At 39.7% G+C, this 25,210-nt stretch carries 26 protein-coding genes; 23 read left to right on the forward strand and 3 right to left on the reverse strand.

The genetic code is table 11. From position 1 onward, the window contains the following. The first annotated feature begins 14 nt into the window (after nt 1-14). Nucleotides 15-2,069, forward strand: coding sequence for an adenylate/guanylate cyclase domain-containing protein (locus EHQ58_RS11145; protein WP_135623969.1), 2,055 nt, complete (start codon nt 15-17; stop codon nt 2,067-2,069). Here the strand turns inward: EHQ58_RS11145 and EHQ58_RS11150 are convergent. The 3 genes from EHQ58_RS11150 to EHQ58_RS11160 are packed head-to-tail and all read right to left on the reverse strand — an operon-like array spanning nt 2,059 to nt 4,558. Further along, on the reverse strand, nt 2,059-2,772 hold the full coding sequence (locus tag EHQ58_RS11150; protein WP_135623970.1) for a DNA alkylation repair protein: 714 nt from the start codon (nt 2,770-2,772) through the stop codon (nt 2,059-2,061). The genes EHQ58_RS11145 and EHQ58_RS11150 overlap by 11 nt on opposite strands. Beyond that, a complete protein-coding gene (locus tag EHQ58_RS11155) occupies nt 2,769-3,059 on the reverse strand; it encodes an ATP-dependent Clp protease adaptor ClpS (RefSeq protein WP_135623971.1) in 291 nt (96 codons plus the stop codon). Before EHQ58_RS11155 ends, EHQ58_RS11150 begins: the two co-directional genes overlap by 4 nt. Next, the gene (locus tag EHQ58_RS11160) at nt 3,056-4,558 is read right to left on the reverse strand and encodes a cryptochrome/DNA photolyase family protein (protein ID WP_246047333.1); all 1,503 of its coding nucleotides are present in this window, start codon (nt 4,556-4,558) and stop codon (nt 3,056-3,058) included. Before EHQ58_RS11160 ends, EHQ58_RS11155 begins: the two co-directional genes overlap by 4 nt. A 282-nt stretch (nt 4,559-4,840) precedes the next feature. On the opposite strand from EHQ58_RS11160, the gene EHQ58_RS11165 reads away from it, so the two are divergent. From EHQ58_RS11165 to EHQ58_RS11270, 22 genes are all read left to right on the forward strand, one after another. After that, complete coding sequence (locus EHQ58_RS11165) at nt 4,841-6,232, forward strand: ammonium transporter (RefSeq protein ID WP_135623972.1); 1,392 nt, start codon at nt 4,841-4,843, stop codon at nt 6,230-6,232. Nucleotides 6,233-6,249: 17 nt separating this feature from the next. Continuing rightward, entirely contained in the window at nt 6,250-6,594 is a 345-nt protein-coding gene (locus tag EHQ58_RS11170) for a P-II family nitrogen regulator (protein ID WP_135623973.1), read from the forward strand. 134 nt (nt 6,595-6,728) lie between these two features. After that, the gene (locus tag EHQ58_RS11175; protein WP_135623974.1) at nt 6,729-8,012 is read left to right on the forward strand and encodes an adenylate/guanylate cyclase domain-containing protein; all 1,284 of its coding nucleotides are present in this window, start codon (nt 6,729-6,731) and stop codon (nt 8,010-8,012) included. 77 nt (nt 8,013-8,089) lie between these two features. Next, the gene (locus tag EHQ58_RS11180) at nt 8,090-8,944 is read left to right on the forward strand and encodes an alpha/beta fold hydrolase (RefSeq protein ID WP_135623975.1); all 855 of its coding nucleotides are present in this window, start codon (nt 8,090-8,092) and stop codon (nt 8,942-8,944) included. Next, nucleotides 8,929-9,564: a TetR/AcrR family transcriptional regulator gene (locus EHQ58_RS11185; protein ID WP_135623976.1), complete on the forward strand. Its 636-nt coding sequence runs from the start codon at nt 8,929-8,931 to the stop codon at nt 9,562-9,564. Before EHQ58_RS11180 ends, EHQ58_RS11185 begins: the two co-directional genes overlap by 16 nt. Nucleotides 9,565-9,807: 243 nt before the next feature. Next, on the forward strand, nt 9,808-10,476 hold the full coding sequence (locus tag EHQ58_RS11190) for a hypothetical protein (RefSeq protein WP_167883611.1): 669 nt from the start codon (nt 9,808-9,810) through the stop codon (nt 10,474-10,476). Nucleotides 10,477-10,540: 64 nt separating this feature from the next. After that, nucleotides 10,541-12,454 (forward strand): threonine--tRNA ligase, encoded by a 1,914-nt coding sequence (gene thrS / locus EHQ58_RS11195; RefSeq protein WP_135623978.1) that lies wholly within the window; start codon nt 10,541-10,543, stop codon nt 12,452-12,454. 225 nt (nt 12,455-12,679) lie between these two features. Next, nucleotides 12,680-13,237: a translation initiation factor IF-3 gene (infC, locus tag EHQ58_RS11200; RefSeq protein WP_135623979.1), complete on the forward strand. Its 558-nt coding sequence runs from the start codon at nt 12,680-12,682 to the stop codon at nt 13,235-13,237. 12 nt (nt 13,238-13,249) lie between these two features. Further along, nucleotides 13,250-13,450, forward strand: coding sequence for a 50S ribosomal protein L35 (gene rpmI, locus EHQ58_RS11205; protein WP_135623980.1), 201 nt, complete (start codon nt 13,250-13,252; stop codon nt 13,448-13,450). Between the two features lie 3 nt (nt 13,451-13,453). Then, nucleotides 13,454-13,807, forward strand: coding sequence for a 50S ribosomal protein L20 (rplT, locus tag EHQ58_RS11210; protein WP_135623981.1), 354 nt, complete (start codon nt 13,454-13,456; stop codon nt 13,805-13,807). A 58-nt stretch (nt 13,808-13,865) separates the two neighbouring features. Next, a complete protein-coding gene (locus tag EHQ58_RS11215) occupies nt 13,866-14,507 on the forward strand; it encodes a hypothetical protein (RefSeq protein ID WP_135623982.1) in 642 nt (213 codons plus the stop codon). Nucleotide 14,508: 1 nt separating this feature from the next. After that, on the forward strand, nt 14,509-14,826 hold the full coding sequence (locus EHQ58_RS11220) for a cell division protein ZapA (protein WP_135623983.1): 318 nt from the start codon (nt 14,509-14,511) through the stop codon (nt 14,824-14,826). Further along, nucleotides 14,823-15,407 (forward strand): 5-formyltetrahydrofolate cyclo-ligase, encoded by a 585-nt coding sequence (locus EHQ58_RS11225; RefSeq protein ID WP_135623984.1) that lies wholly within the window; start codon nt 14,823-14,825, stop codon nt 15,405-15,407. The genes EHQ58_RS11220 and EHQ58_RS11225 overlap by 4 nt, the downstream gene beginning before the upstream one ends. A gap of 36 nt (nt 15,408-15,443) precedes the next feature. Further along, nucleotides 15,444-15,947: a chemotaxis protein CheW gene (locus tag EHQ58_RS11230; RefSeq protein WP_135623985.1), complete on the forward strand. Its 504-nt coding sequence runs from the start codon at nt 15,444-15,446 to the stop codon at nt 15,945-15,947. Nucleotides 15,948-15,964: 17 nt separating this feature from the next. Further along, nucleotides 15,965-19,165: a chemotaxis protein CheW gene (locus tag EHQ58_RS11235; protein ID WP_135623986.1), complete on the forward strand. Its 3,201-nt coding sequence runs from the start codon at nt 15,965-15,967 to the stop codon at nt 19,163-19,165. Beyond that, nucleotides 19,162-20,235, forward strand: a complete 1,074-nt coding sequence (locus EHQ58_RS11240) for a protein-glutamate methylesterase/protein-glutamine glutaminase (RefSeq protein WP_135623987.1) — start codon at nt 19,162-19,164, stop codon at nt 20,233-20,235. The genes EHQ58_RS11235 and EHQ58_RS11240 overlap by 4 nt, the downstream gene beginning before the upstream one ends. 1 nt (nt 20,236) lies before the next feature. Then, nucleotides 20,237-20,599 (forward strand): response regulator, encoded by a 363-nt coding sequence (locus EHQ58_RS11245; RefSeq protein ID WP_135623988.1) that lies wholly within the window; start codon nt 20,237-20,239, stop codon nt 20,597-20,599. A gap of 1 nt (nt 20,600) precedes the next feature. Then, nucleotides 20,601-21,341 (forward strand): segregation and condensation protein A, encoded by a 741-nt coding sequence (locus EHQ58_RS11250; protein ID WP_135623989.1) that lies wholly within the window; start codon nt 20,601-20,603, stop codon nt 21,339-21,341. Nucleotides 21,342-21,343: 2 nt separating this feature from the next. Then, nucleotides 21,344-22,033 (forward strand): SMC-Scp complex subunit ScpB, encoded by a 690-nt coding sequence (scpB, locus tag EHQ58_RS11255; protein ID WP_135623990.1) that lies wholly within the window; start codon nt 21,344-21,346, stop codon nt 22,031-22,033. Next, nucleotides 22,030-23,118: a prephenate dehydratase gene (gene pheA / locus EHQ58_RS11260; RefSeq protein WP_135623991.1), complete on the forward strand. Its 1,089-nt coding sequence runs from the start codon at nt 22,030-22,032 to the stop codon at nt 23,116-23,118. Before scpB ends, pheA begins: the two co-directional genes overlap by 4 nt. After that, complete coding sequence (locus EHQ58_RS11265) at nt 23,115-24,011, forward strand: prephenate dehydrogenase (protein ID WP_135623992.1); 897 nt, start codon at nt 23,115-23,117, stop codon at nt 24,009-24,011. Before pheA ends, EHQ58_RS11265 begins: the two co-directional genes overlap by 4 nt. Further along, entirely contained in the window at nt 24,008-25,159 is a 1,152-nt protein-coding gene (locus EHQ58_RS11270) for a DUF1343 domain-containing protein (protein ID WP_135623993.1), read from the forward strand. Before EHQ58_RS11265 ends, EHQ58_RS11270 begins: the two co-directional genes overlap by 4 nt. Nucleotides 25,160-25,210 lie beyond the last annotated feature (51 nt).

Genomic DNA, 25,210 nt, shown 5'->3' on the forward strand with positions numbered 1-25,210 from the left:
ATAATCTTTAGGACATGGTTTCATTGCAAAGGCACTTTTTTTTAATTTACACTTTCTTATTTTTAATACTACCCATTTCTCTTCCTGCACAGGTCCTATTCACTGGCCAGATTTTAGACTTAAGGACTCAAAAATCTTTTGGTGCCTCGGGACAAAAGTGGAGTTTTCGTCCTGGTGACTCGCCGCTCGTGAAAGCGGAAGGGAAGTTTTCACAAGGGGAGGATGATCCTGATTTTGATTCCGTTCGTCCCTTGCACTTCGCTAATGCTCAAATCCAATTGGGTGACGAAGTCAAAAATGGTTGGATTTCGGGATTTCAAATTCAAACTTCATGGGATAAAGTTAGGGACGGAGATGGAGAAATCTACTTCCCAGATTTTTCAGATTACGTTTCAAAATACAAAGGTTACGGATGGTATCGGACGGAAATCCTTATTACCAAAGAGGATTTGAGATCGAAATTTAAATCCCGTTATCTAACCCTCCGCTTAGGTCAAATTAGCCAAGCAGATGCGGTCTATTGGAACGGAACCTTCATCGGTAGCTCCGGTCTAAGTATTGATACTCCAGACAATACGATACTTGACGATAAATCATTGTTTGCTGATAAAACTCGATTCTACAGAATCCCTGCGAGTCTCGTCAAGACGGATGAGACAAACATTCTAGCCATCCGTGTATTTGCAAAATACCCTCTTAGCCCAGGACTATCGCATGATAAATTTTATATATCCTCGCAAAAATATTCGGAAAGAGCCGAGTATTGGAACGATTTTAAGAAAATATTTGTCATCGTGCTTACTTTACTTTTAGGGAGTTTCTATTTATACTGGCAGTTTCTATTTCGAAGAGATGAGCATGCCACTATCTATTTCTCAATAGGTAGTATTTTTATGGCTATTAACACCTTATTCCAAAGTCAGATCATATATTCGATATTGAATGATGGATTTTGGATTAAGAAAATCGAATATGCCGCTTGGATTGCCCTCGTCCATTTTCTTTTTAATTTTGTGGTCCAATTTGCCCAAGTGCACAAAGGATGGATCAAGAAAGCAAATATCGCAGTGGATGTAATGGGTTTGTTAGCTTTTGGCTCTGTTTTCTTCCTTCCTGACCTTTATACATTATCCAAATTTTTCTTCTATTGGTCTTTCGTTACGATTTTACTTGGACTTTCTCTATGTTATATCATTTTCCTTGGAAGAAAAATTCCCTCGATGGGAACGGTTTCCTTTGGTATTTTTATTATGATCATACTCATTATGAATGATGTATTGGTCGAAATGCAGTTGGATATCTATCCAGGTGAAACTTTTGTTAAAGATTACGCATTTGCAGGTTTTTCTGTCTCCGTTGCTTTATCGATTATCGGAAATATGGTCGCATCTAGAAAGTTAGTTGAAAAGCAGAAAGAAGAAAAAGATCGTTTGTCCAGGTATTTTTCACCAGAAGTGATGGAAACAATTGTAAACGATAGTATCAAGCTTGGCGGTGAGGAACGTGATATCGCGACCTTGTTCTCTGATATTGTCGGCTTTACTACATTCTCTGAAAAAAATCCTCCTGCTGTCGTTTTGGCTAACTTAAATACAATCTTTGAATCCCTCTCTGAATTGATTTTTGAATACTCGGCGACGCTAGATAAGTTTATAGGAGATGCGATCATGGCTTTCTGGGGTGCACCCAAAAAGACTGATTTAGATGCCTACCATGCGGTTGCTTGTGCCGTAGAAATGCAAAAAAAAATGATACTCATCAACGAACAATTGGGCCTTCCTCCCGATACATTTCGTCTTAGAATTGGTGTCAATTTTGGAGAAGCCATTGTCGGCAATATAGGTTCAGTTCGTCGAATGGATTATACTGTCATTGGTGATGCTGTCAATACGGCAGCAAGGCTAGAAAGTCATGGCGTACCAGGAAAGGTTGCAGTTTCAGAAGCTGCCTTTCTTGCTGCTGGCGGAGACAAATTCTTAAAGTATGAAGAATCAAGAGAACTGATGTTGAAAGGCAAGGCAGAACCGGTTAAAGTTTATTTTGTAACCGAAGTGTTGCCTAGAACGTAAGCCAGTATTGTCTTTCCGTCTGTGGGAACTTTTCTATCGCATAACGGAGCATTGTTCTAGGCATATCCTTTGCGTGCTGATTTAGGAAAGCAAGTAATGTCTCTTTGTTTCTATTTCCGATTTCGCGTAACATCCAGCCACTAGCTTTGTGAATCAAGTCATGCTCGTGGTTTAATACTTGTCTGCACATGACTAATGTATCTTCAAATTGGTCACATCTGATGAAATAAAAAGTAGCAAGGATTCCGATTCTCACTTCCCATAGGTTTTTGGATTTAGAAAGTTTATGCAAATAACCTCTGTTTTTATCAAAATAAAAGCTTCCGAGAATTTTATCGGCGCTAGAGTCTACCAAATCCCAATTATTGATACGATCAAGTTTCGATTTATAAAGATCTACAATTCGTTTTTTCTCTACTTCAGTTTTTGCAGTCTTTTGGTATTTTAAAACTAGAGCTAGCAAGGCAGTCAGTCTAACCTCATGGTATTCATTGTCTAGGAGGAGTTTAAAATCATCTTGGCTGAGAGAACTATAAAATGATTTTGCAATTTTTCTTTGCTCGGGGACCGTCACTCCCAGAAATTTATCGCCATATCCGTACTGTCCTTTACCTGTCTTAAAAAATTTAGGGAAAAAGGCTGCTTTTTTCGAATTTGTTACTTTTTTTAAATTAGTAACAAGCGGATGATCTTTAGGCTTCATGCTTGAATGGATACCGTGAGAGTTTCTTTTGATAATTTTTCAGCAATACTTTCGCATTCTTCTAAAGAGCCAATGTAGCAAATCGCCTTGCCCTGATTATGCGCTTCGATTGCAATTCTTTTGGCTTCTCGTTTTGTTTTGAAACAAATTTTCATCAAGCAGTCTTCTACGTGAGAGAATTCGTTGATCGCATCATTAAAAAGAATGATTTTGTGAAAATATATATTTTCTAATCTTGATTCAGATAATTCCTCTATGATAAAATCTGGTTTACCAATCGTGCTCATGGGAATAGGGAATCATTTTTTCCTTCTAAAGAATTTACATAGTCCAAATACGCATTCATCTTGAACTTTTTTCGTGTGGAATCCGAAGACATATATCGAATATTACCCAGGACATTTCTTTCCGGAAACCAAGGCCTGTCAAACAATCCAAAACACCAAAGGATTCCGGTATAAGAATTAGGATTTCTTCCATCGTAAGCATACTTATTATTAAGATATTCTAAAGTATCGAAAGCCTCCTCATAAGAAATTGACCACTCGATTACTTTTTTACCCCAGAGCATACGCATATAATTATGCATACGTCCCGTAATTTTCAACTCTTTCTGGGCAGCATTCCAGAGATCATCATGTGTTTTTGCGTTTTCGAACTCCTCTCTTGAGTAGACGTAGGGACGGGGGTCCAAAGCATGTTTGTCTAGATTCTTTCGCACCCAATCAGGTAAGTCAGAGAGATTGATGCGAAAACCAGATTTCTTGAAAAAGTAGAGATACCCAATATCACGCCATGTAATCAGTTCATCGAGGAAATGGTTGGCTGAACTCGAATTCGTATAAAAATTTTCACGATCTCCTGCTTTTTTATGCGAAAGTGATTCTATATCCCATCCATTTGGCTCAGCCTTTTGCAAAATACGCATGAAAATTTCTTCGGCGCTTATGTAACCAAAGTGCAGGTAGGGGGATAATCCACTAACGGGAGTTTCTTCGAAGTTATTTGGATTCGATCTGCTCAAAGCATATTGATCCATTTTATTCTTTATGAATCTATCGAGTAAATCATTTGCTGTTTTTCGCCCCCCCTGTATTTTCTCATTAGGAGAGACATCATGTGAAAAAATGAAATTTTCTAAATAGACATCAAGCCTCTCTCGAGTAATCTCAAAATTTAAAAACGGAGGTTTTGTTCCCTTGTTTAGTCCTTCAAAATCTTTTTTTGTATACCTAGGTTTTGCGAATTGTGAAAAGTAGTTTGGAAATTTTTTATGAATCCAGATTCGTAGAATTCGAGCAGAACTCGCAAATTTTTCAAATTGCGAAAAAGGGATAATTGAATTTCCGTCGACGGCTAACATTGCACAGCTTATTTTGTCTGCTAATTTTTGAGATTGTTCTGGGATGATAAAACAGGGAAAATCATCGGTGACAAGGACACTTGCTTTCTCAGCTATTTTTTTTAGGAGTCCATTAGCCTGACGATTCTCATCTTCCACGAATGCCCAAAAATTGAGTCCCAATCGCAGTGCTTCCGACTGATTCTCTATGATCCCTTCGAGGATGAACCGATGAATACGTTTTGAGTTCCAAGGATAATCCTTCCGTAAACCTTCATATACCACGAGCTCTTTGTTTTGAGAATAGGCGAGTTGACGCGCATAATCGAGGGAATGGTTCGATGCAAGTCTACGATTGGTTTGCATCCAATAGAATACGTACTCTCCGTTCTCATTTACTGCCTTCTGGTTCAATCTCCGAATGCGTTCCTTTGCTATGGTCATATCTTGCGTTCTATCAGGATTTTAGACAGGGTGTCTTTCCCCAATAGAGAAAATTGCGGATCGTATCCAATACGAGCAATATGCCTTCAATCCGAACAGTTTGTTTTCTGTATAGGAGAACTCAGGAGATTTCCCTGGTGCTAATTTATCTCTACAATAGGCAGAATGAGAGCTTTCTACACAACCTCTGGTTTTTTTTCTCACAAACTGTCTATTTTTTAACAACTAGGTACCATTCTTGCAAATCCTTATTAGAAATACACGGAAAGGATAAATGGCAATATGAAAAATCATTTCAAAAAAATCGCCCTCCTGCTCCTGGTAATCCCGATGTTCCTTTATGCAGATGAACCTGCAAAGGCTGTGGATCCAGTTGCAGAAAAACTTGCGGAGATTGATACACTGAAGGTGGGTCTCGATACGCTTTGGGTTCTCGTAGCTGGTATGCTCGTATTCTTCATGAACGCCGGATTTGCGTTAGTTGAATCAGGCTTCTGTCAGGCTAAAAATACGGTAAATATCCTCGCAAAGAACTTTGTAGTTTTTGCTGCAGCGACCTTCTCATACTGGGCAATCGGATGGGGTTTAATGTTCGGAGATGGCTCTACTCCCTACCTAGCAACAGAAGGTTTATTTTTCCTAGGTGGAGCCGATAACTCCCCGTTAACGGGGGATGCATACGTTGGTGTGTATTCATCAATGAATTGGACTGGTGTTCCTCTGCTTGCAAAATTTTTCTTTCAACTGGTGTTTGCAGCAACCGCAGCCACAATCGTTTCCGGAGCAGTTGCCGAGCGAATCAAATTTCATTCCTTTTTAATATTCTCCTTTATCCTAGTGGCATTTATGTACCCCTTTACAGGTCACTGGGTTTGGGGTGGTGGATGGCTCGCAGGTCTTGGGTTTCATGACTTTGCAGGGTCCACGGTAGTTCATTCCGTTGGTGGTTGGGCTGCGCTTGCTGGAGCGATCGTTCTGGGTGCCCGTAAAGGCAAGTTCATGCCAGATGGTCGAACGAAACCGATTCTTGGCCATAATATGACATCTGCTGCTCTTGGAACATTGATCCTCTGGCTCGGTTGGTTTGGTTTTAACCCTGGTTCAACCATGGGTGTTGGCGACGGATCCGTGATGTCTCACGTGATCGTTACTACGAATATTTCTGCAGCGATGGGAGCTCTTGCTTCCACGATCACAGCATGGGTGATATTAAAGAAACCGGATTTAGGTATGATTTTAAATGGAACTCTTGCGGGACTTGTGGGAATCACAGCGCCTTGCGCCATTGTAAGCCCAGCGTCCGCTGCCATTATCGGTATCGTTTCTGGGGTCTTAGTCGTTTTATCAGTATTGTTTTTTGACAAAATCAAAATCGACGATCCTGTCGGTGCGACTTCTGTTCACTTGGTTTGTGGTATTTGGGGAACTCTCGCTGTCGCCATCTTTGGTTACGAAGGTTCACCAGCTGGCGTGGAAGTTCCATCGCTAATCACTCAAATTTACGGAATTTTAGCAATCGGTGGAGTGACGTTCGGCGTTTCGATGATCCTATGGCTTGCCTTGAAGTTAGCTGGTGGTATTCGAGTGAGTGAAGAAGAAGAAGTTTCTGGTCTTGACCTTGGGGAGCATGGTGCGGAAGCATACCCTGATTTCAATATCCGGGCACACGGTTAAGAAGGAAGGAGTAATATATGAAGTTGATCATAGCAATCATTCAACCGCATAAACTGGAAGAAGTTAAAGCGGAACTTACAAAAAACGAAATCTATCGTTTGACTGTTTCTGACGTCCAAGGTTATGGACAACAGAAAGGAAAAACGGAAGTTTTTCGCGGACATGAATACACTGTCAATCTCCTAAGAAAAGTTAGGTTGGAGATAGCTGTTAACGATGAGTTTGTTAAGCCGACAGTTGATGCCATACTCAAAGCGGCTAAGAACGGCGAAGGAAAGATCGGAGATGGTAAGATTTTTATCATGCCATTGGAAGATGTTGTAAGAATTAGAACTGGCGAGAAAGGCAAAAACGCCATTTAATCAGATCCTCAAATAAGGATAAATCGGAAACGCAAATTCTGGGTAACTAGGGTTTGCGTTTTTTTTTTGGAACCTACATTTGAAAATTCAATCTAGCTAGACGAATTCAATTCAGCAGATCGAATTTAGGAATTATGAACAATTTCGATGAATTTGATCGATTGGTCGAAAAACAGGTAAATGCAACTTTAAAAGTTGGTAGTTTGTCCTCAGCAGTGCTGGGATTCTCAAGCGGACTGATTCTTTGGATCGGAAGTTACTTTGAAATTGCAAAACACATTGAAGTCCCGATTTTTTGGACGGTATTCGGAGGAACGTATTCCTTAATTATATTTTTTTTAGCTAAGCAGGAGAAAGTTAGAAACTATACTAAATATGCAGTGATGCTAGGATTTGTCAGCTTACCAAGTGTCATTTACTTAATTGCTTATCTTACTTTACCTGCGGGTGCGGCCACCTATATAAATGGCCCTCCAGGCTATCTATATTTTTTCTTAATCATTGTCACTGGTTTCTCATTCGACTTTAAATTGTCATTCTTATCAGGGATATTTGCGGCAGTTCAATATTCGATAATTATATTCGTCTCTTCCGAAAACATAAGTAAACTGATTCATGTTGACCTTCTCATGCAACAGGACAATCGGTTTTTAATCTTTTATTATTTTCGACCAATTATGATGGTAATCTCAGGTTATGCAGTCGCGACAATCGGGAATCATGTACGCTCCCTAATCTCTGAAACGATTGAAAGAGAAAGGGAAAACACCTTTATGAATAGAATTTTCGGACAATATGTTTCACCAGAAGTTCGGGAAAAGGTCATGCAAGAAAATGTAGCTATCAAAGGAGAGAAAAAAAATGTCGCAGTATTGTTTTGTGATATTAGAGGATTTACTACCGCCTCTGAGAATAAACCGCCAGAGGAAATTGTATCCGAATTAAACGAATATTTTGATGCCATGGCAAAAGCAATCACTACAGCTAACGGAACCATCGATAAGTTTATCGGAGATGCCATCATGGCTGTGTTTGGTGGAGTGATTGGTCTGGAAAACCCTTCCGATTCGGCTCTAGACGCGGCTAGACGTATGGTCCGAAATTTGGAGGTTTTAAATAGAAAACGAATGCAGAAAGGATTACCGAAAATTCGAAACGGAATTGGACTACACTATGGTGAAGTATATCTTGGTGCGATCGGAAGTGAAAATCGGAAAGATTACACCGTAATTGGAGATATCGTAAATACAACCTCGAGGATCGAAAGTCTTTGCAAAGAACACAAAGTGGCTCTACTCCTATCAGAGCAGTTTTATGATGAGTTACCGGATTCGCAAAAATTTGAATGTTATAAACTGGCTGAAACCTTGCTTAAGGGAAGAAAAGAAAAAACCATCCTATATGCCTTAAAAAGCTGAAATTTTTTCAATAATAGAAAAAAACTAATCGACATAGTTTTAAAACTACTCAAATTAGTTTTAAAATAGGAGGAAGGATGAAACTTGCATACATTTGTTACACATTATCTCTTTTCATAATGACAGGCATTTCAGCCGAAAAAGTGAGCATCAATGAGAAGGGTGGTCAACTTGGCTACTTGAAGATGGGAAAAGGGACGCGAACTTTGATTTTGGTTCCAGGGATTGGAGATTTAAAGGAAAATTATCTTGATTTGGCAAACGAAATGGCAAAGGACGCGACAATTTATGCACTCGACTTGCGCGGTTTAGGTGAATCGTCTATAAAATTTGAAAGTTTTGGAGCGGATGAAACGGGAAGCGATATAGAATTTTTCATAAAACATTTTGACCTGACAAACGTTACGATCGTATCTAATTCGATGAGTGCGGCCTCCGCAATCTATGCTGCCACGAGACTGCCCGAACGTGTGGAAGCTATCATACTGACCGGGCCGTTTATCCGTAACAAAGAGATGGGATTTTTTTTAAAAGGTGGGATTGGTGCAATGTTTAGCGGACCTTGGGGACCAGCTATGTTTAAATCTTTTTACAAAGGTCTTTATCCTGTGAATCAGCCAAAAGATCTAGAAGAACATAGTGATAGGATTAAGATCAATTTAAATGAAGATGGACGTATGTCGGCCGTTAGATCCATGTTTTATGCAGGCAAGCCTGAATCGGAGAAGTCGATTTCAAAATTAAAAACAAAAGTGGCAGTCATTATGGGCGATAAAGATCCAGATTTTGACGACCCTTTGCAAGAGGCCAAAGAAATTGCTGCTTTGACTAAGGGAGAATATCACATGTTCGAAAATTGCGGACACTATCCTTATAAAGAAGATCCACTGTTGTTAAAGAAGATAATCATCGAGTTATGGCAAAAAAAATAAAGTTTAAACACGGTCGACCGAACAAGAATTCACGAATCCTCAATCGAGAAACAATCCTTGAGGCTTCGTTTGCCCTAGCAAATCAGATAGGGTATGAAAATTTATCGATGAAGCTGATTGCCGATCAATTGGAAATTCGACCGCCGTCGCTTTATAATCATATCGATGATATTGCCGTGGTTAAGATAGAAATCGCAGGAATGGCACTTAAAAAATTGGCAAGCCATTTAAAAGAAGCTGTAGAAGAGAAAACAAAAACGACAGAGGACAAACAGAAAATTTTTAGAATGCTTATTTTCGCCTACCGAGAATTTGCCAAGAGCAATAGAGGTGTCTATGCAGCTGTTCTTCCTTCGGCTGAAAAGCATGATGTCCAAATGGAGGCCTCGAAAGAAATTATCTCGATTTGCATGCAAACGATGGATCTCGGACCAGTACTTGATAGCTCAGGTGTGCATAAGATTCGAATTTTGCGTGCCAGCTTACATGGTTTTGTGAGTTTGGAAGCCGCCGAAGGATTTGGATTGCCAGAATCGGTAGAAGAAACATTTTCAATTCTCACAGATCAGTTGATTAAAATGCTACTCCCTGAAAAACCAACTAATACAACTTCTAAGTGAATCCATTCTTAACAGTCAGGAGCTTGAAGTTTTTTCTTTTGATCGATTAAATTATGTGAGCGCTATTTCCCTTCTATAAGTAATCTCCGCAATTAGGGGAAGACTACCATTGCCATTCATTTTACCTCTGCTAGACTAAATAGCATGCCGTTATATAAATCAATCTTGAAGCTAAAAAACTTGCCATTGCATGTGGTGAGTATTGTTGTCCTTTCCCATGCAATAAATCCACAAGGCCTTCAAATGACGTCTGGTAATGCCTCTCTGTTAGATCGAGAAACTAGAAACCATCTCTATGAGAATGATGTTAGGAAAAAATATATTTTTGAAGATACGATTTCGGATAGGACATCATATCCTTTCCTTGAAACAAATATTAGTTTGCTGCTTGGTGATTATTCTTTTCAGGCAGTCAATCGAGACGGGATCCGGATCAGCTATTCTAAAAGAGGAGAGAATGGACAATATCATGAATGCAAAGGCGATATCTGCTTGTTACTCACAGATCGAAATTTCCTGGCGATTTCAAATGATGTAGGCGATTGGAGCAAGGCTTCTTTTTTTAGTGAAGAGAGGTTTATGACAAAATTAGGAAACAAAGCAGCCTTTGTCGTAACAGAAAGAGCTGTTTATATGTTCAACGGTTATCTCAATGAATGGACCCGAATAGGACTTGAATCAGAATCCGTAACTGCCGTTAGCAATAAAAATGAGTTGGCTTTGATCGTCACTTCCAAAAGAGTTTTTTTCTTCCAATTACCTAGTGCTTTGGTTACTGAAATTAGTGTCTTTGCAAAGCCAATCCGTAGATATGAAATCAGAGCTAGTACGATTGAATGTATCAGTTATGACAGAGTATTTCAATTTGACAGTCGACATGACCTTGTAACCGAAATGAGAACAGATAGGTAGCTTATTTTCGAAAAACTCTTCTTTTCCTGGGAAAGAGATTTAGAAATTCTGTCTATTAGTATCTATGGCGAACTTAAATATTACTTTACCTGATGGATCTTCCAAAACTCTAGAAAGCGGCAAATCTTTTCTAGAATTCATACAGCTGCACCTTCCTTTTTTGAAAGAGAAAGCCCTTGCCGTTACGGTCGAAAATGGCCAAATTTTAGATTTAAGTTATATCCCGACCCAAGATGTGAAAGTTAATTTTCTTACCTTTGATGACAAAGAAGGAAGAGAAGTTTTTCATCATTCTTCCGCCCATTTACTTGGGATGGCCGTACAAAGAATCTGGCCGCACGCGCGTTTGACCGTAGGCCCCGTCATTGAGAATGGACCAGGATTTTTTTTCTATGATATCGATTTTGGAGAGACCGTGATTTCTCCAGATGACCTTCCTAAAATTGAAGCCGAAATGGCAAAAATTGTGAAAGAAGATCTACTGGTAAATCGATGGGAACTGACTCGCGAAGAGGCGATTGAGAAATTTAAAAAAGAGAATGAACCCTATAAGGCTGAATTGATCGCAGGATTTGAATCCACAACAGTTTCCTTATATGGGCAAGGTTCTTGGTATGACCTATGTCGTGGACCTCACGTACCAAGAACTGGCCTCCTTAAATCTTTTAAATTGACAGCCATCTCAGGAGCCTATTGGAAAGGTGATTCAAAAAACCAAATGCTAACACGCATCTACGGTGTCTCCTTCCCGAATAAAAAATTATTAGATGAATATTTATTTTTGATTGAGGAAGCAAAGAAGCGCGATCATAGGAAACTTGGAAAAGAATTAGATCTTTTTAGTTTTCAAGAAGAAGCACCAGGTTTCCCTTTTTGGCATCCGAAAGGGACAGTGCTTTGGAACACTCTCGCTTCCTACATTCGTGAGGAGTGCTTTCAGAGAGGCTATCAAGAAATCAAAACACCTGCAATTTTGAATTCATCACTCTGGAAAAGGTCTGGGCATTGGGAAAATTTTAAAGAGAATATGTATTTCACAGAAATTGATGAAGTTGATTTTGCTGTGAAACCTATGAACTGCCCTGGGTGTTCTTTGATTTATAAATACCATATGCATTCCTATCGTGAATTGCCACTGCGTTATATGGAACTAGGAACAGTCCATAGACATGAGTTATCCGGCGTATTGCATGGACTCTTTCGTGTTCGTGCCTTTACACAAGATGATGCCCATATTTATGCTCCGCTTGATAAAGTTGAAGTGGAGGTCGAGAATATCATAGATTTTACATTTGATGTCTATAAGAAGTTTGGATTTAGCGAATTTAAAACTTTCATCGCTACTCGTCCAGAAAAATCACAAGGATCTGATGAAGACTGGAATATCGCCACACAAGCGCTACATGATGCTTTGAGGAAAAAAGGTATCGAATACGGCATTAAAGAAGGAGAGGGAGCTTTTTACGGTCCAAAGATCGAATTTAATATTAAGGATTCTCTTGGAAGGCTCTGGCAATGCGGAACGGTACAAATTGATTTTTCGATGCCGAGTCGTTTTGAACTCGAATTCACTGCTTCAGATGGAAAAAAACACGCGCCTGTAATGATCCATCGAGCGATTTATGGTTCCCTTGAGCGTTTTATTGGAATTCTCATTGAGCATTTTGAAGGCAAATTTCCTCTTTGGTTAAATCCGACCCAAATACGGATTGTTACCGTAGCAGAGACACACAATAGTTATGCGAGAGAAGTTTACGACGATTTACATTCAAAAGACTTTCGTGTAGAAATGGACCTTCGGAACGAAAAGATTGGAGCTAAAATTAGAGATTCGATTATGAAGCGAGCCAACTATACGGTAATCGTAGGGGACAAAGAAATGGAGAGCGGTACTGTATCCATTCGTAAACTCGGCGAGGAAAAAACAGAATCGATTTCACGGGATGGTTTCCTGGCACTCCTTAAAGGTGAGCTGTAAAGGCGAACTTTCTGCCACAAAAAAGGCGTTTTTTAACCAAACTCTTGCCTTCCCGAGGGTTAAGTGGTAAAGGGAAAGCAATTGGGCGGCGGGTGGTTATCCCCACCCATAATCGGGCGGGGATTTACGTACCCTCACCCTCCCGCGCGCTTCCCGTAAAGAAATTTACTTGATCGCTCATATCCTGAACTGAGCATGGGAATTTAAAGAAACTTCGGAGACTGAATGCAGAAACGGCCAAACCCTAGAGGGAACCAACCCCCTGATAAATTCGCCCATATTAGAATTAATGAACAAATTACCAATGTGAACTCCATTAGACTCGTGTCTGATGAAGGGTCTGACATTGTCACTTTGGAAGAAGCTCTACGAAGGGCCAGAGAAGCGAATCTGGATTTGGTGGAAGTCTCTGGAGATCAGGATGTTCACGTCTGTAAATTGATCGATTTTGGAAAATACAAATTCGAACTCCTGAAGAAAACAAAAGAAGCGAAAAAGAAACAACATATCGTCACAGTTAAGGAAATTAAAATCCGTCCGCGGATTGATAACCATGACTTTGAGATAAAGAAGCGTCACGCACTGGAATTCTTGAATAAAGGAGACAAGGTGAAAGTGACACTTCGATTCCGAGGCAGAGAGATGGTTCACTCTGAGATAGGAATGAATATTGTAAACCGGTTTGTCGAGGACCTAAAAGAGCACGCCTCTCCCGAAAAAATGCCGGTACACGACGGAAAAACCATAGTGGTCGTGATGAACCCAATTGGAAGCAAAACCTGAAGGAAAACAACTATGTATAAACTAAAAACAAACAGGGCTGCAGCGAAGCGCTTTAAGTTTACCAAAAATGGTAAAATTAAACGCGGATGTGCATTCCGACGTCATATCTTGGAGAAAAAATCTCCGAAGATGAAACACCAAAGCCGTGGGATGCATGTCATCCACGATACTGACTATGACCGTGTAGAAAAACTTCTACCGTACGGAGGTTAGTCGATGCCACGTGCCGTAAACGGAACTATCCATAAGAATCGTCGTAAGAAAGTATTAGCAAAAGCAAAAGGTTTTCGTGGTGGAAGATCTAAACTTTTCAGAACTGCTAAATCCGCTGTTATGAAAGCTGGCCAATGGGCCTACCGTGACAGAAGAAAGAAAAAGTCTGAGTTTAGAAAACTTTGGATCACTAGAATCAATGCTGCTGTTCGTGAGAACGGTATGTCTTATTCTAAGTTCATCCACGCGTTAAAAACTCATGGGATCAATCTAGACCGAAAGACTTTAGCTGACCTAGCATACAATCACAAGGAAGTTTTCAATGCCCTTGTGGAAAAAACTAAAGTAGCAAAATAAAATTAATGCTTGATTGGAATAGAATGGCTCGTCTATTCTATTCCATCGGATCACCATCATGTTGAAACTTGAAACCATTGAAGAGCTTGAAAGTAAAGTAGTCAAAGCCCTGGAGTTAATTCAGGACTTAAGGACTGAAAATAGTCGATTAGAGACAGAAAACGAGTCTCTACGAGCTGAAAACGATCAAATGAAGCTTGCGATGGAGGAAAAAGAGCGCGAATTAAAAACGCTCAAATCCCAGTTACAAGATGCTAACAGCCAATTAGCAGAACTCAGATCAAGAGAAGAGCAGTTAGAAACCAAGGTTCATAAACTTCTTGGAAGGTTGGATGGAATCCCAAGCGGAAGTTCACCTTCGAAAGCGAGTCCCTCCGAGCCGAAAAAAGTAGAAGCTCCTCCAGAACCGGTGGCGATGCCTGTATCCAGTTTAAATTCCTCTTCCGAGGACGATGATGAAATTATCTTATTAGATGAGGACGATTCTGACTTTTCGCCAGAAGAATCCATAGAAAAAGCGCCTGTTACTCCTTCCGTTCCGAATGAAGAAATCACGATCATCTCTGAAGAAAGTGACGTGCCAACTGTCGAACTAGACGATGAGGACGACATCATTATTGACGATGACGATGAAACGATTAGTGTCTTTGACGCTGACGATGACGACGATTTCCTGATCATAGAAGACGATCCAAAGTAAAATGGCAGATTCTGCCCCTACACCGCAAAAGATCACAAAACAGATTTTTGGCGAAAGTTATACCATAGTAGGGGAGGCATCTGCTACTTATATCAATTCCATTGCAGAATATGTTGAGGAGAGGTTAAAAGAAGTTTCCTCCTCATTGCCAAACGCTTCGAAGACAAAAGTGGCAGTTCTCTGCGCTCTGAACCTAGCAGATGAGTTGTTTCAGTTAAAAGAAAAATCACTAGAGCCCGCCGTTACAAAAGAAATTGAAGATCGAACTAAAAAAATCATCTCACTTTTAGAAGAGGGCATCATAGGTGATATTTATTGAATCTTTTGGAGAAAAAAGATGTCCGCGCCAGATTGAAGGCACATTTGCCCAAGCTTGCCGATCGTGAAGAATCCGAGATTAAAATTCTAAATCGCATTTACCCGTTACTCAAGGGAAATGAAAAGATCATAACCTATGTTGCAGATCAAACACTTGAAGTAGATGTACTTCCGTTGGTTGCTTCCTGCCCTCTCCCTCGTCCTGCTGCGTTCTGGGAATTCCATCACTCGGCCAAATGGTTTTTTCCCAAGATTTCTGATTCAGATGAACTCGTTTTTATTCGTCCTATTTCTTGGGAGAAGGGAAAATTTGGCATTTGGGAGCCCGTGGGCGACGATATAATCACTCCCTCCCAGGCGGATTTGATTTTGATCCCTGGCTTGGGGTATGCGGCCAACGGAGCCCGACTCGGAAGAGGCGGTGGGTATTATGACCGTGCACTCAGAGAAAAAGATTTAAGAGCAAAGACGGTAGGCATTACATTTTCAAAATTTTTTCCTGTCCCGGTGCAACCAGAGGAGCATGATGTCATTGTCGGCAAAGTCATTACAGAAGTCGGTATTCATACTTTTTTAGATTGAACCATTACGCAACTTTTCGATACTTAAAGGATTGATATGGACCAAGAAAAATTATTGAATCACCTCTCCGAAAGGACTCGAAATGAAGCGGATAATGATCTTGGAGATATAGAACAGTTTCTCACATTCACTATCAATGGAGAATATTTTGGACTCCAATTGTTGCATGTACATGAGATTCTAAAACCTGTTATGATCACTCGCATTCCAAACGTAGAGGATTATATTCTCGGCGTGATCAATCTCCGCGGGGAAATCATTCCCATCGTTGATTTAAAAAAGCGTTTTCACGAAATTGATTCTGACATTACACCCATTTCTCGCATTGTCGTCGTTATGCTGAATGAGAAAAGATGCGGCATTTTGGTAGATGAAGTCAAACAGGTTGTTAAAGTTCAAAAAGATTTTATAAGTTATACGGTTGATGACTTATCCCTAAATTATTCTAAAATGGTTGAGTCTGTTTCTAGACATGAAAATCATCTTATCCTTAATCTAGATTTCACACAAATCGTAGATTTTATTTCGTTTAATAAATAGAGGGAAGGGTTACTACTTTGGCAGGAATATTAGGCGAATATACAGAAGTTTTTCTTGAAGAATCTGAAGACCAAATTGAAGAACTGAATGCCAATCTCCTTCGATTGGAAAAGGATCATGACAATCCAGAAATTATAAATGATATTTTTAGAGCAGCACACTCACTTAAAAGTTCTTCTGCCTTTGTTGGATTATATAATCTTTCCGACCTTTCCCATAAAATGGAAAACCTTCTACAGAAAATTAGAGAAGGCACACTTGAAATAAATGTAACACTAGTAAATTTATTGTTTGAGTGTTTCGATTTGATCAAACATGTAATCGAGGGTGTTGCCCATGGTCAGAAAGTGGAGACTCCATTTAGTGATATGATCCAAAAATTAATGGATTATGAAAATGACCATCAAGGCGGAATCACAAAATCTTCTGATACAAAGCCAAAGGATGCCGCGTTAAAAGAAAATATACCAAACGTTACTTCCGAATTTAAAATTCAAGAAGAGGAATGGGCAGAAATCAAAAGCCAAATATCTGAAATTGAAAATTCCAAACTATTTCAAGTTTCCTTATCTCTAAAGTCTGACACACCTATGCAAAACTTGAGGCTGATGCTGATCCTTCAGGCAGTCAAACAAGCAGGTGTTATTGTCAAGTCAAATCCTTCTGAAGAGGCACTCGATAAGGGAGAAGGTGGCCAGTCGTTATCATTCCTTGCTGTTACAAACCAGACACAAGAATTTCTAAATTCACAATGTAACATTGATATGGTGGAATCTTTGAAAATAGATGAGATCTCTCCGCCGATTTCCGAGATGGATGCTCTCGTTGAAAATCCAGTTGCTGAGGTGAAAAAGGCTTTTGGTTCTGCATCTGAGACATCAACGGAATCCGTTGCCACTGGTGCTAATTTTGAGAAAGCAGTGAGTGAATCGAAAGTTGTTATGCGGACGATTAAGGTATCATCAGATAAGCTAGATGAACTGATGAATAACGTCGGTGAGCTTGTCATTACAAATTCAGGATTTCAGAAAATCTACGACGACCTAGTAGTGCAGTTTGGCGAGGATTCACTCTTTAGTGAATTAAAAGGAAAAATTGATCAAATCAATCGAATTTCCAAAGACCTGCAGACTGGGATTATGAATATACGAATGGTTCCCATTGGTTCTGTATTCAATCGATTCACACGCCTTGTCAGAGATCTTTCCTTGGAAACGGGAAAGCAAGTGAATTTGGTGTTACGTGGCGAAAACACCGAACTTGATAAAAAAGTAATCGATGCGATTGGAGAGCCTCTCATCCACCTAATACGAAATTCAGTGGATCATGGGGTAGAAGGTCCTGAAGAAAGAAGGGCTGCTGGCAAACCTGAGGAAGGGGTTGTAGAATTAAACGCCTACCAGGGCGGCTCGAATATTATGGTTGAAATCCGTGATGATGGCCGGGGCCTCAGTAAAAGTAAAATTCTAAAGAAAGCTATTGAGCGTGGATTGGTTTCGGAAACAGAAGCGCTTTCATTAACTGAATCGGATATTTATAATTTTATTTTTGCACCAGGATTTTCCACAGCAGATAAAATTTCCGACATCTCCGGAAGAGGAGTCGGAATGAATGTCGTAAATAAACTCATTGAAGAGTTTAAAGGTAAAATTTTAATCCATTCCGAAGAAGGAAAAGGTTCCTCTTTCATTCTGTCTTTCCCGCAAGCACTTGCAATCATTCCTTCCATACTTGTTACTATGGAGGAGGAAGTTTACGCGTTCCCTTTGTCGGAAGTTTCTGAAACAATAAAAGTTAGTGTAGATCAAATAACAACTCTCGAAGGACATGAAATCATTAATCTTAGAAGTGAAGTTTTACCGATTTATCGGTTGAATCGAATCCTCGGTTTAGCTGATCGACCAGAGATTACAGAAGTTCCAGTCATCATCGTAAATTACAAATCAAGAAAGCTTGGTTTCATCGTGGATGATTTAATTGGAAAACATGAAACAGTGATTAAATCACTCGGTAAAAATTTTAAAGATGTTCCTGGCTTGACTGGTGCAACGATCATGGGCGATGGAACGATCATTTTAGTCTTGGATATTACAGGTCTCATCGAAATAGCAGCAGATACATTAAGTTGGGAAGAAAACGCCGTCACCGGTATGCAGATGAAGAGATCATCAAGCATTAGATCTCTTGAAATGACAGACTCAGATCTCATTTTTAAGTCTAGCTTATCGACTAATGCATATAATGCTAAGCTTATGGAGATTAAATCAAAAGAAAAAACGAAACTCAAAAAGGAACGTTTTAAAACCGAATCACATGTCATCGTTCCTAGGGAAGAGGTCTTCGTTGAAGAAAAAACGAGCAACCAAAAGTATGAAACCAATGGGAATTCGACTTCAAATGGCAGTGATCATAATTCCTCCGTCGCCATTGAGGTAGTCGAGACGGAAAAAATCATACCAGTTGATGCTAAAGAAACAGAAATCAATCGTCTTGTAGAAAAAGCTAAACTTGATAATAATTACGATAACGAACGTAAGCAAGCTGCAGAAATCATAAAAGGATTTGTTGAAGAGAAAGAAGATCGATTAGCAAATCTAGCAACTTCTCATTCGACCGATATCACGGAGATGATGTCCAATAAGGATATCAAGAAGTTAGAGAATATTGTCAATACTGGCATGATGAATGCTGGCGTTGTGCTTTCTCAATTAGTGGGTAAAGAAGTCGAGCTATTTATACCAGAGATTAAACTGACGGACAGAGAAGGTCTTGCCCGAGAGTTTAGATTTTCACATGAAGAATTTTTTGGTGTTAAAATTCGAATGAATGGAGATTTGAACGGAAATTTGTTGATGTTATTTTCCGAAGAAAACGGTTCCGAGATCGCTAAAGAATTATTGGGTTCCGAGGATGCAAAGAATGGCAGCAATGGAAATAGACTTTCCGAAGACATGATTTCTGTTCTTTCGGAAATATCAAACATCGTTTGTTCGAGTGTTATGAATTCCTTGTCCAACAAAATGAAAAAAGAGATTTTACCTTCAGTTCCAGAGATGATCACTGGAAATTTTCTTGATGTCCTTGATATCGTGAAGCCCGAACGAACAAAATTCTTATCAATGCATACGGAATTCAATCACCATGGAAGCAATCTGTTAGGTGTCTTACTATTCTTACCCGATTTTGATGAGTTAGTTGAGTTGATTCAAAAGTCATGATCACTCAACCAAAGATCGTTATCATCGATGACTCTCTGCTAGTCAGAAATATCCTTAGCGATGTTTTGGAAAAGAAAGCTGGCTTTCAAGTCATAGCGACCGGAAAAACAGGTATCGATTGCATTGAACTCGCTGAAAAGTTAAAACCGGATTTCATCATTTTGGACATTGAGATGCCCATAATGGATGGCCTTACGGCGCTTGCCGAGTTGAAGAAAAAGAAGCTCCCTTCCAACATCATCATGTTGTCCGTTCTAACGCAACATGGCGCGGATGCCACATTTAAAGCATTGGAATTGGGAGCAGTTGATTTTGTCCCGAAACCGTCTAGCGGGAACCAGTTTTCACCGGATCAGATCGCGGATGTCTTAAGCCAAAAAATCAAGGGGATCTTGGATTCAAGGGCAGTAACGAAATTGCCCGAGAGAACTCCCATCATTCCCCCGAAGAGAGAATTACCAAATAAAAGTTTCCAAAAACAGGTCTCCATAAACGCTATTGCAATAGGCACTTCTACTGGTGGTCCGAAGGCACTTCAAACTGTCTTTGCGGCGCTACCCGCAGATTTTCAGAAGCCGATTCTCGTAGTACAGCATATGCCAGCAGGTTTTACGAAAGCTTTTGCGGACCGCCTAAATTCGTTGAGTAAGATTCAGGTAAAGGAAGCGGAGCAGGGTGATGTGATTGAACCAGGCAAGGCTTACATTGCTCCTGGGGATTACCAGATGCGAGTAGTCTCGCGAGACGGAATGAAGGTCATTGATTTACAGCAGTCGACTCAAGTGAATGGGCATCGTCCTTCCATTGAAGTCTTATTTGAATCGATGACAGAAGTTTATGGGGGAGGGCATTTGCTCTCTGTGATTATGACTGGTATGGGTAAGGATGGAGCTCATGCTATTACCAACATTCATGCCAAGGGTGGGATTACACTCGCACAGGATGAAACTACATCGGTAGTGTATGGCATGAACCGTGCGGCTGTTGAGTTAGGTGGGATCGATTTTGTTCTGCCGTTAGATGATATTGTACCGAAGATGATTGAATTATTAAGAGCGAGAGGAAATTAGAATGGCTAGAATTTTAGTTGTAGATGATGCAAAGTTTATGCGAACGCTTGTGAAAGACGCGTTAGTTGGTGCGGGTCATGAGATTGTTGGTGAAGCTGAAAATGGCAACATCGCAGTAGAACAATACAAAGCCTTAAAACCAGATCTCGTTACCATGGACATTACCATGCGAGAAAAAGATGGAATTGAAGCTACAAAAGAGATTATTAAGTTTGATGCATCTGCAAAAATCATTATGGTCACTGCTCTCGGCCAAGAAGATCTCCTTGCAAAAGCGATCAAAATGGGTGTGAAAGATTTTGTTGTGAAACCCTTCCCTCCTGAACGATTGCAACAGGCTGCGGCAAAAGCTCTAGGTATTTAAATTGAGTCAGACCCCGGAATATGTAGTCCGGTGGAATAACCAGGACGGTGGACTCACTGAGGGACCTATCAGTGTCCTATGGAGCCTGATAGATAGTTATAAAGTGGATATATTTGAGGTCTCACTCGCTCGGATTACTTCAGATTTCATTCAATTCCTAAGAACAACGCAACTCTTATCCATAGAACTTACATCAGAATTTGCAGTAATGGCTTCTCATTTGGTTTACTTAAAATCCAAGGCTCTCTTGCCAGACCCAGGTTTCGAGGAAGAGGACTATGATCCGCCTTTACCAAAGGAACTTGTTGATAAATTATTAGAGCATAAAAAATTTCAGATAGCAGGACAAAAACTTGCTGAACTTGACCGTATAACATCTGGTATGTTTGCTCGAGAAACGAATCAAGTTTTAGAAGAAGAAGAGACTTGGCTTGATGTTAGTTTGGTTGATCTTATTTCTGCATTTAATTCTATACTTGAAAAAGAATCCTTAAATGATGAATCACCCGCGATTTACGAAGGACACCAGCAATATTCTGTAGAAGAGAAAATGGAATACTTACTTTCTCAATTGGATGCAAAAGGTGAAATTCGATTCCCCGATATCTTTTCTGTCGCCAATCCAGATAAGAAAGAAATAGTAGCAGCGTTTTTGGCAGTGCTCGAAACAGTAAAAATTCGATTGTGCAAAGTAGTCCAACATCAGGTATTTGGCGAAATTAAAATAGTTAAGGTTGCATAGTTTTGGAAGATCGTAAATACATTCGAGGACTACTCGAGGCGCTATTATTTCTATCCTCATCGCCCATAAAATTATCTGCCTTGGCGAAATCTTGTGGCATCGAAAAAACCGATGCTCGCGAAATTCTCGATGAGCTTATCCTTGATTATGAGGAAAAAGAAGGAGGATTTGTCTTACGGGAAATCGCAGGTGGCTATCAATTCATTACCAGCCAACTTTATAGTGAAGCTCTATCACATATATTTAAAGACAAAAAACGCGAAACCCTTTCTCGGGGAACACTCGATACACTAGCTATTCTTGCCTATAAACAACCGATCACATTGACTGAGTTAGACGAGATACGCGGAGTATCCTCTCGTGCCATGGTAGCTTCGCTCATTTCAAAAAAATTAGTAAAGGCAGTTGGTCAGAAGGAGGTGCCTGGTAGACCAACATTATATGGCACCACAAATGATTTTTTAATTCATTTTGGATTGAGTAAGCTTGCAGATTTACCAACACCGGTAGAAGTAAAAGAATTAAATTTTGAGGAATTGAGCAGCGAATCCATTGATATCATAGAGACTGAGAGTGAGATGAACCCTGATTTTGATAAGGATTCACTACCAGCTGAATTGAGAGAGGATGTGCAAGGATCAGTCGAAATTTCATCTGACTCTGTTTCCCATGAAGTTGAAGAAAAAATATGAGCTCTACAGAATCAGAATTAAATCAATTACGAGCTGAAATTGATTCACTCGATGAGCAAATTATCAATCTTATACAGAAAAGAGCTGGTTTTGCAAAAGAAATTGGTCGAGTCAAAAAAAATTCGAATGAACCCATTTACCGTCCAGATCGAGAATTAGATGTCTACGAAAAAGTTTCCAAGAAGTCCTCAGGACCATTGCCAGCGAGTGTCATACGAGCAATCTATAGAGAAATGATGTCAGGTACTATTGCCTTAGAACATCCGTTAAAGATTGCCTATTTAGGACCTGAAGGATCCTTTTCCTTCGAGGCACTTCGATCGAAGTTTGGCTCCTCCATAGAATCAGTGCCACTTCCTACGATCGCAGATGTTTTGAGATCCGTTGACGCCGATCGAGTCGATTACGGGATTGTTCCTGTAGAAAATTCTACAGAAGGCCAAGTCAGCTCGACACTAGACATGTTTTTAGAAACAGATGTTCTCATTTATTCTGAGATGTATAAGAAGATCCAATTCTCCTTACTCGGATTTCAAACAGATATTAATTCCATTCAGAAGATTTACGGTATTCGCATTGGAAATGAACAGTGTAGAAGTTGGCTATCGGCTAACTTGCCGCATGCAGAGATCATTGAAACTTCTTCGACGGCGATGGCTGCCAAAACGGTAGCAGAACTTAAAGAGGGTGCTGCAGTAGCCTCAAAAATTGCCGGTGAAATATACGGTTTACATGTAATCCAGGAAGGGATAGAAGACGTCTCGGGCAATACGACCAGATTTATTGTGATAGGTAAGACTCACTGCCCTCCTACTGGTAAAGATAAAACGTCTATCGTATTTTCGCTCGCGAATAAAACAGGTGCACTTTTTTCCGTATTAAAAAAATTCAATGATCATAACATCAATTTAACGAAAATTGAGTCGAGACCAATGAAGAAGAACCGTTGGGAATATAACTTCTTTATTGATTTTATAGGTCATAAAGACGATGAGCGTGTTAAGACCATTCTCAGCTCAATCAAAGCTGAATGTCTAGAATTTAAATTTTTAGGATCTTATCCATCGACAGATGTCAATCAATGAACGGGAACAGTAAGATTCTGATTTTTGGCATGGGACTCATGGGGGGCTCGTTATCGCTCGCCATAAAAAAAAGTTTTCCCGGTGTTACTATAACAGGTGTAGTTCGCTCATTAAAATCAAAACAAGAAATTCTCAAACTTGAGCTTGCAGATTACGTATATACCGAGTCTGAGTTTAATAAGCAGTTAAGCTGGGAATCATTTCAATTTGTTATTTTTTCAACTCCCGTTCAATCTGTTGTCGATTATATTTCTAAATTGCCTCAACATTCGGAAACCGTCTTTACAGACCTTGGTTCGACGAAAGAGACGATCATCGCCGCAGTTGATACACATTTTCAGGGAAAACATAACTATGTATCCTCTCATCCTATGTGTGGTTCTGAATTTTCCGGGCCATCGGCGGCTAGAGAAGATTTATACCAAAATAAACTATGTATTGTTACACGTGGAAAGGAAACAAGTTTGGAAGCGTCTGACTTTGTTCGAAATTTTTGGGAAAATATTGGTTCATGGACTTTGGAAATGGAAGGCGTAGAGCATGATGAAACATTAGCTTACCTCTCTCATCTACCTCATATAATTTCAACGGTTCTAGTGCAAACGGCCATCAAAAATGACACAGTGCTTAAGCAAGTTAGCAAATCAGAAAAACCGATTACAGGTGGGGGATTTCGCGATATGTCTAGAATTGCTGGGTCTAATTTTGAGATGTGGTTTTCAATTTTCGCAGAAAACCAGAGGAATATCTATCAGTCCTTGATCCAATATAGAGATGAATTAGACGTCATGATTGGTTTTTTTGATCCTAAAAGGAATATTGAGAGGGAAGGTATTAAATTGCTTTGGGAAAAAGCACTCATAGCAAAAGAAGAGATTCAGAAATTAAAATGAAATTTGTTAAAAATCTTTCCAAATTTAAGGGATGTAAGGCTGGAATTCTAACAAATCAAAGTGCGTTCGGCTATAAAAACAGATATCATTTTGATGTATATCGTGAATTTGTAGACCTAAAAAAGATATTCTTACCCGAACATGGGTTATTCGCAGAATTGCAGGATCAAGTTAGTGGATCAGAGCTTAGTTATATTTTCGGCGAAGCCGATATTATAAATTTATATGGTGATACGGAAGAAAGTCTGGTTCCAAGTCCCGAAATTTTAAGGGATTTGGATATAGTTATATTAGACATTCGAGATGTTGGTTCTCGTTATTATACGTTCCTTACGACGGCCTATTATATACTTGAAGCCATATCAAAATTGAATAAAATTTCTGCTCCAATATGTATCATTGTGGATTCCCCAAATCCGATCGGAGAGAAGGTCGAAGGTTCTCCTCTGCAAGAAAAATTCGAATCTTTTGTTGGTGTCAGATCCGTCGTCCACCGACATGGGTTAACGCCTGCTGGGTTATTGAACTATTATAATAAACAATTTAACTTAAATGTCGAGATTGCCGTCATTCCAGTCGGTGTGTATCATCCTGAAAAGTTTAATTCCAGAATGTGGGTACCACCTTCTCCAAATATTCCGACACAAAATACTTGCTTGGTGTATCCGGGGCAATGTCTCCTTGAAGGGACAAATCTTTCAGAAGGAAGAGGTACCACGAAACCCTTTGAAACCTTTGGGGCACCCTTTTTAAAAGGCAAAGCAAAGGAAGAGTTAGACAAACGTTTGGCAAAACACCAAACAGCTCAGATCACGTTGAGAAATTTAAGATTCCTGCCTACGTTTCATAAACATAAAAATGTGATCTGCGAAGGATACCAACTGATGGTTGAAAAGCCAAAGAAGTTTCATTCCTTGTATTTTACCCTTTATTTGCTAAAAAATATCTCAGAACTATTTCCAAATGAATTCGAATTCCTAAAGGGTGTGTATGAATTTCGTTCTGATCGACCAGCCATTGAATTGCTGGCAGGTGATTCTTTCCTACTTGGTTACTTAGACGGCAAATGCAAGGAAGAGGAGCTAGTAGAATATCTTTTGCATGCGGAAAAAGCTTGGACTTTGCGGACAAAAGAATTTCAATATTAGATTTTTTTTACCGAAATTGTCTTGATTCAGTTCTAATATGTAGATATGAAA

It is taken from the genome of Leptospira ognonensis (genome assembly GCF_004770745.1).
In the GTDB taxonomy this organism is placed as follows: Bacteria; Spirochaetota; Leptospiria; order Leptospirales; family Leptospiraceae; genus Leptospira_A; species Leptospira_A ognonensis.

Coding starts and splice junctions, on each gene's coding strand:
- thrS (WP_135623978.1), top strand. CDS start 10,541: ATGGCGAACTTAAATATTACTTTACCTGATGGATCTTCCAAAACTCTA.
- EHQ58_RS11175 (WP_135623974.1), top strand. CDS start 6,729: ATGAACAATTTCGATGAATTTGATCGATTGGTCGAAAAACAGGTAAAT.
- EHQ58_RS11265 (WP_135623992.1), top strand. CDS start 23,115: ATGAACGGGAACAGTAAGATTCTGATTTTTGGCATGGGACTCATGGGG.
- infC (WP_135623979.1), top strand. CDS start 12,680: ATGCAGAAACGGCCAAACCCTAGAGGGAACCAACCCCCTGATAAATTC.
- EHQ58_RS11240 (WP_135623987.1), top strand. CDS start 19,162: ATGATCACTCAACCAAAGATCGTTATCATCGATGACTCTCTGCTAGTC.
- pheA (WP_135623991.1), top strand. CDS start 22,030: ATGAGCTCTACAGAATCAGAATTAAATCAATTACGAGCTGAAATTGAT.
- EHQ58_RS11180 (WP_135623975.1), top strand. CDS start 8,090: ATGAAACTTGCATACATTTGTTACACATTATCTCTTTTCATAATGACA.
- EHQ58_RS11170 (WP_135623973.1), top strand. CDS start 6,250: ATGAAGTTGATCATAGCAATCATTCAACCGCATAAACTGGAAGAAGTT.
- EHQ58_RS11165 (WP_135623972.1), top strand. CDS start 4,841: ATGAAAAATCATTTCAAAAAAATCGCCCTCCTGCTCCTGGTAATCCCG.
- EHQ58_RS11230 (WP_135623985.1), top strand. CDS start 15,444: ATGGACCAAGAAAAATTATTGAATCACCTCTCCGAAAGGACTCGAAAT.
- EHQ58_RS11215 (WP_135623982.1), top strand. CDS start 13,866: ATGTTGAAACTTGAAACCATTGAAGAGCTTGAAAGTAAAGTAGTCAAA.
- EHQ58_RS11220 (WP_135623983.1), top strand. CDS start 14,509: ATGGCAGATTCTGCCCCTACACCGCAAAAGATCACAAAACAGATTTTT.
- EHQ58_RS11270 (WP_135623993.1), top strand. CDS start 24,008: ATGAAATTTGTTAAAAATCTTTCCAAATTTAAGGGATGTAAGGCTGGA.
- EHQ58_RS11185 (WP_135623976.1), top strand. CDS start 8,929: ATGGCAAAAAAAATAAAGTTTAAACACGGTCGACCGAACAAGAATTCA.
- EHQ58_RS11160 (WP_246047333.1), bottom strand. CDS start 4,558: ATGACCATAGCAAAGGAACGCATTCGGAGATTGAACCAGAAGGCAGTA.
- EHQ58_RS11190 (WP_167883611.1), top strand. CDS start 9,808: ATGACGTCTGGTAATGCCTCTCTGTTAGATCGAGAAACTAGAAACCAT.
- rplT (WP_135623981.1), top strand. CDS start 13,454: ATGCCACGTGCCGTAAACGGAACTATCCATAAGAATCGTCGTAAGAAA.
- rpmI (WP_135623980.1), top strand. CDS start 13,250: ATGTATAAACTAAAAACAAACAGGGCTGCAGCGAAGCGCTTTAAGTTT.
- EHQ58_RS11145 (WP_135623969.1), top strand. CDS start 15: ATGGTTTCATTGCAAAGGCACTTTTTTTTAATTTACACTTTCTTATTT.
- EHQ58_RS11245 (WP_135623988.1), top strand. CDS start 20,237: ATGGCTAGAATTTTAGTTGTAGATGATGCAAAGTTTATGCGAACGCTT.
- EHQ58_RS11155 (WP_135623971.1), bottom strand. CDS start 3,059: ATGAGCACGATTGGTAAACCAGATTTTATCATAGAGGAATTATCTGAA.
- EHQ58_RS11150 (WP_135623970.1), bottom strand. CDS start 2,772: ATGAAGCCTAAAGATCATCCGCTTGTTACTAATTTAAAAAAAGTAACA.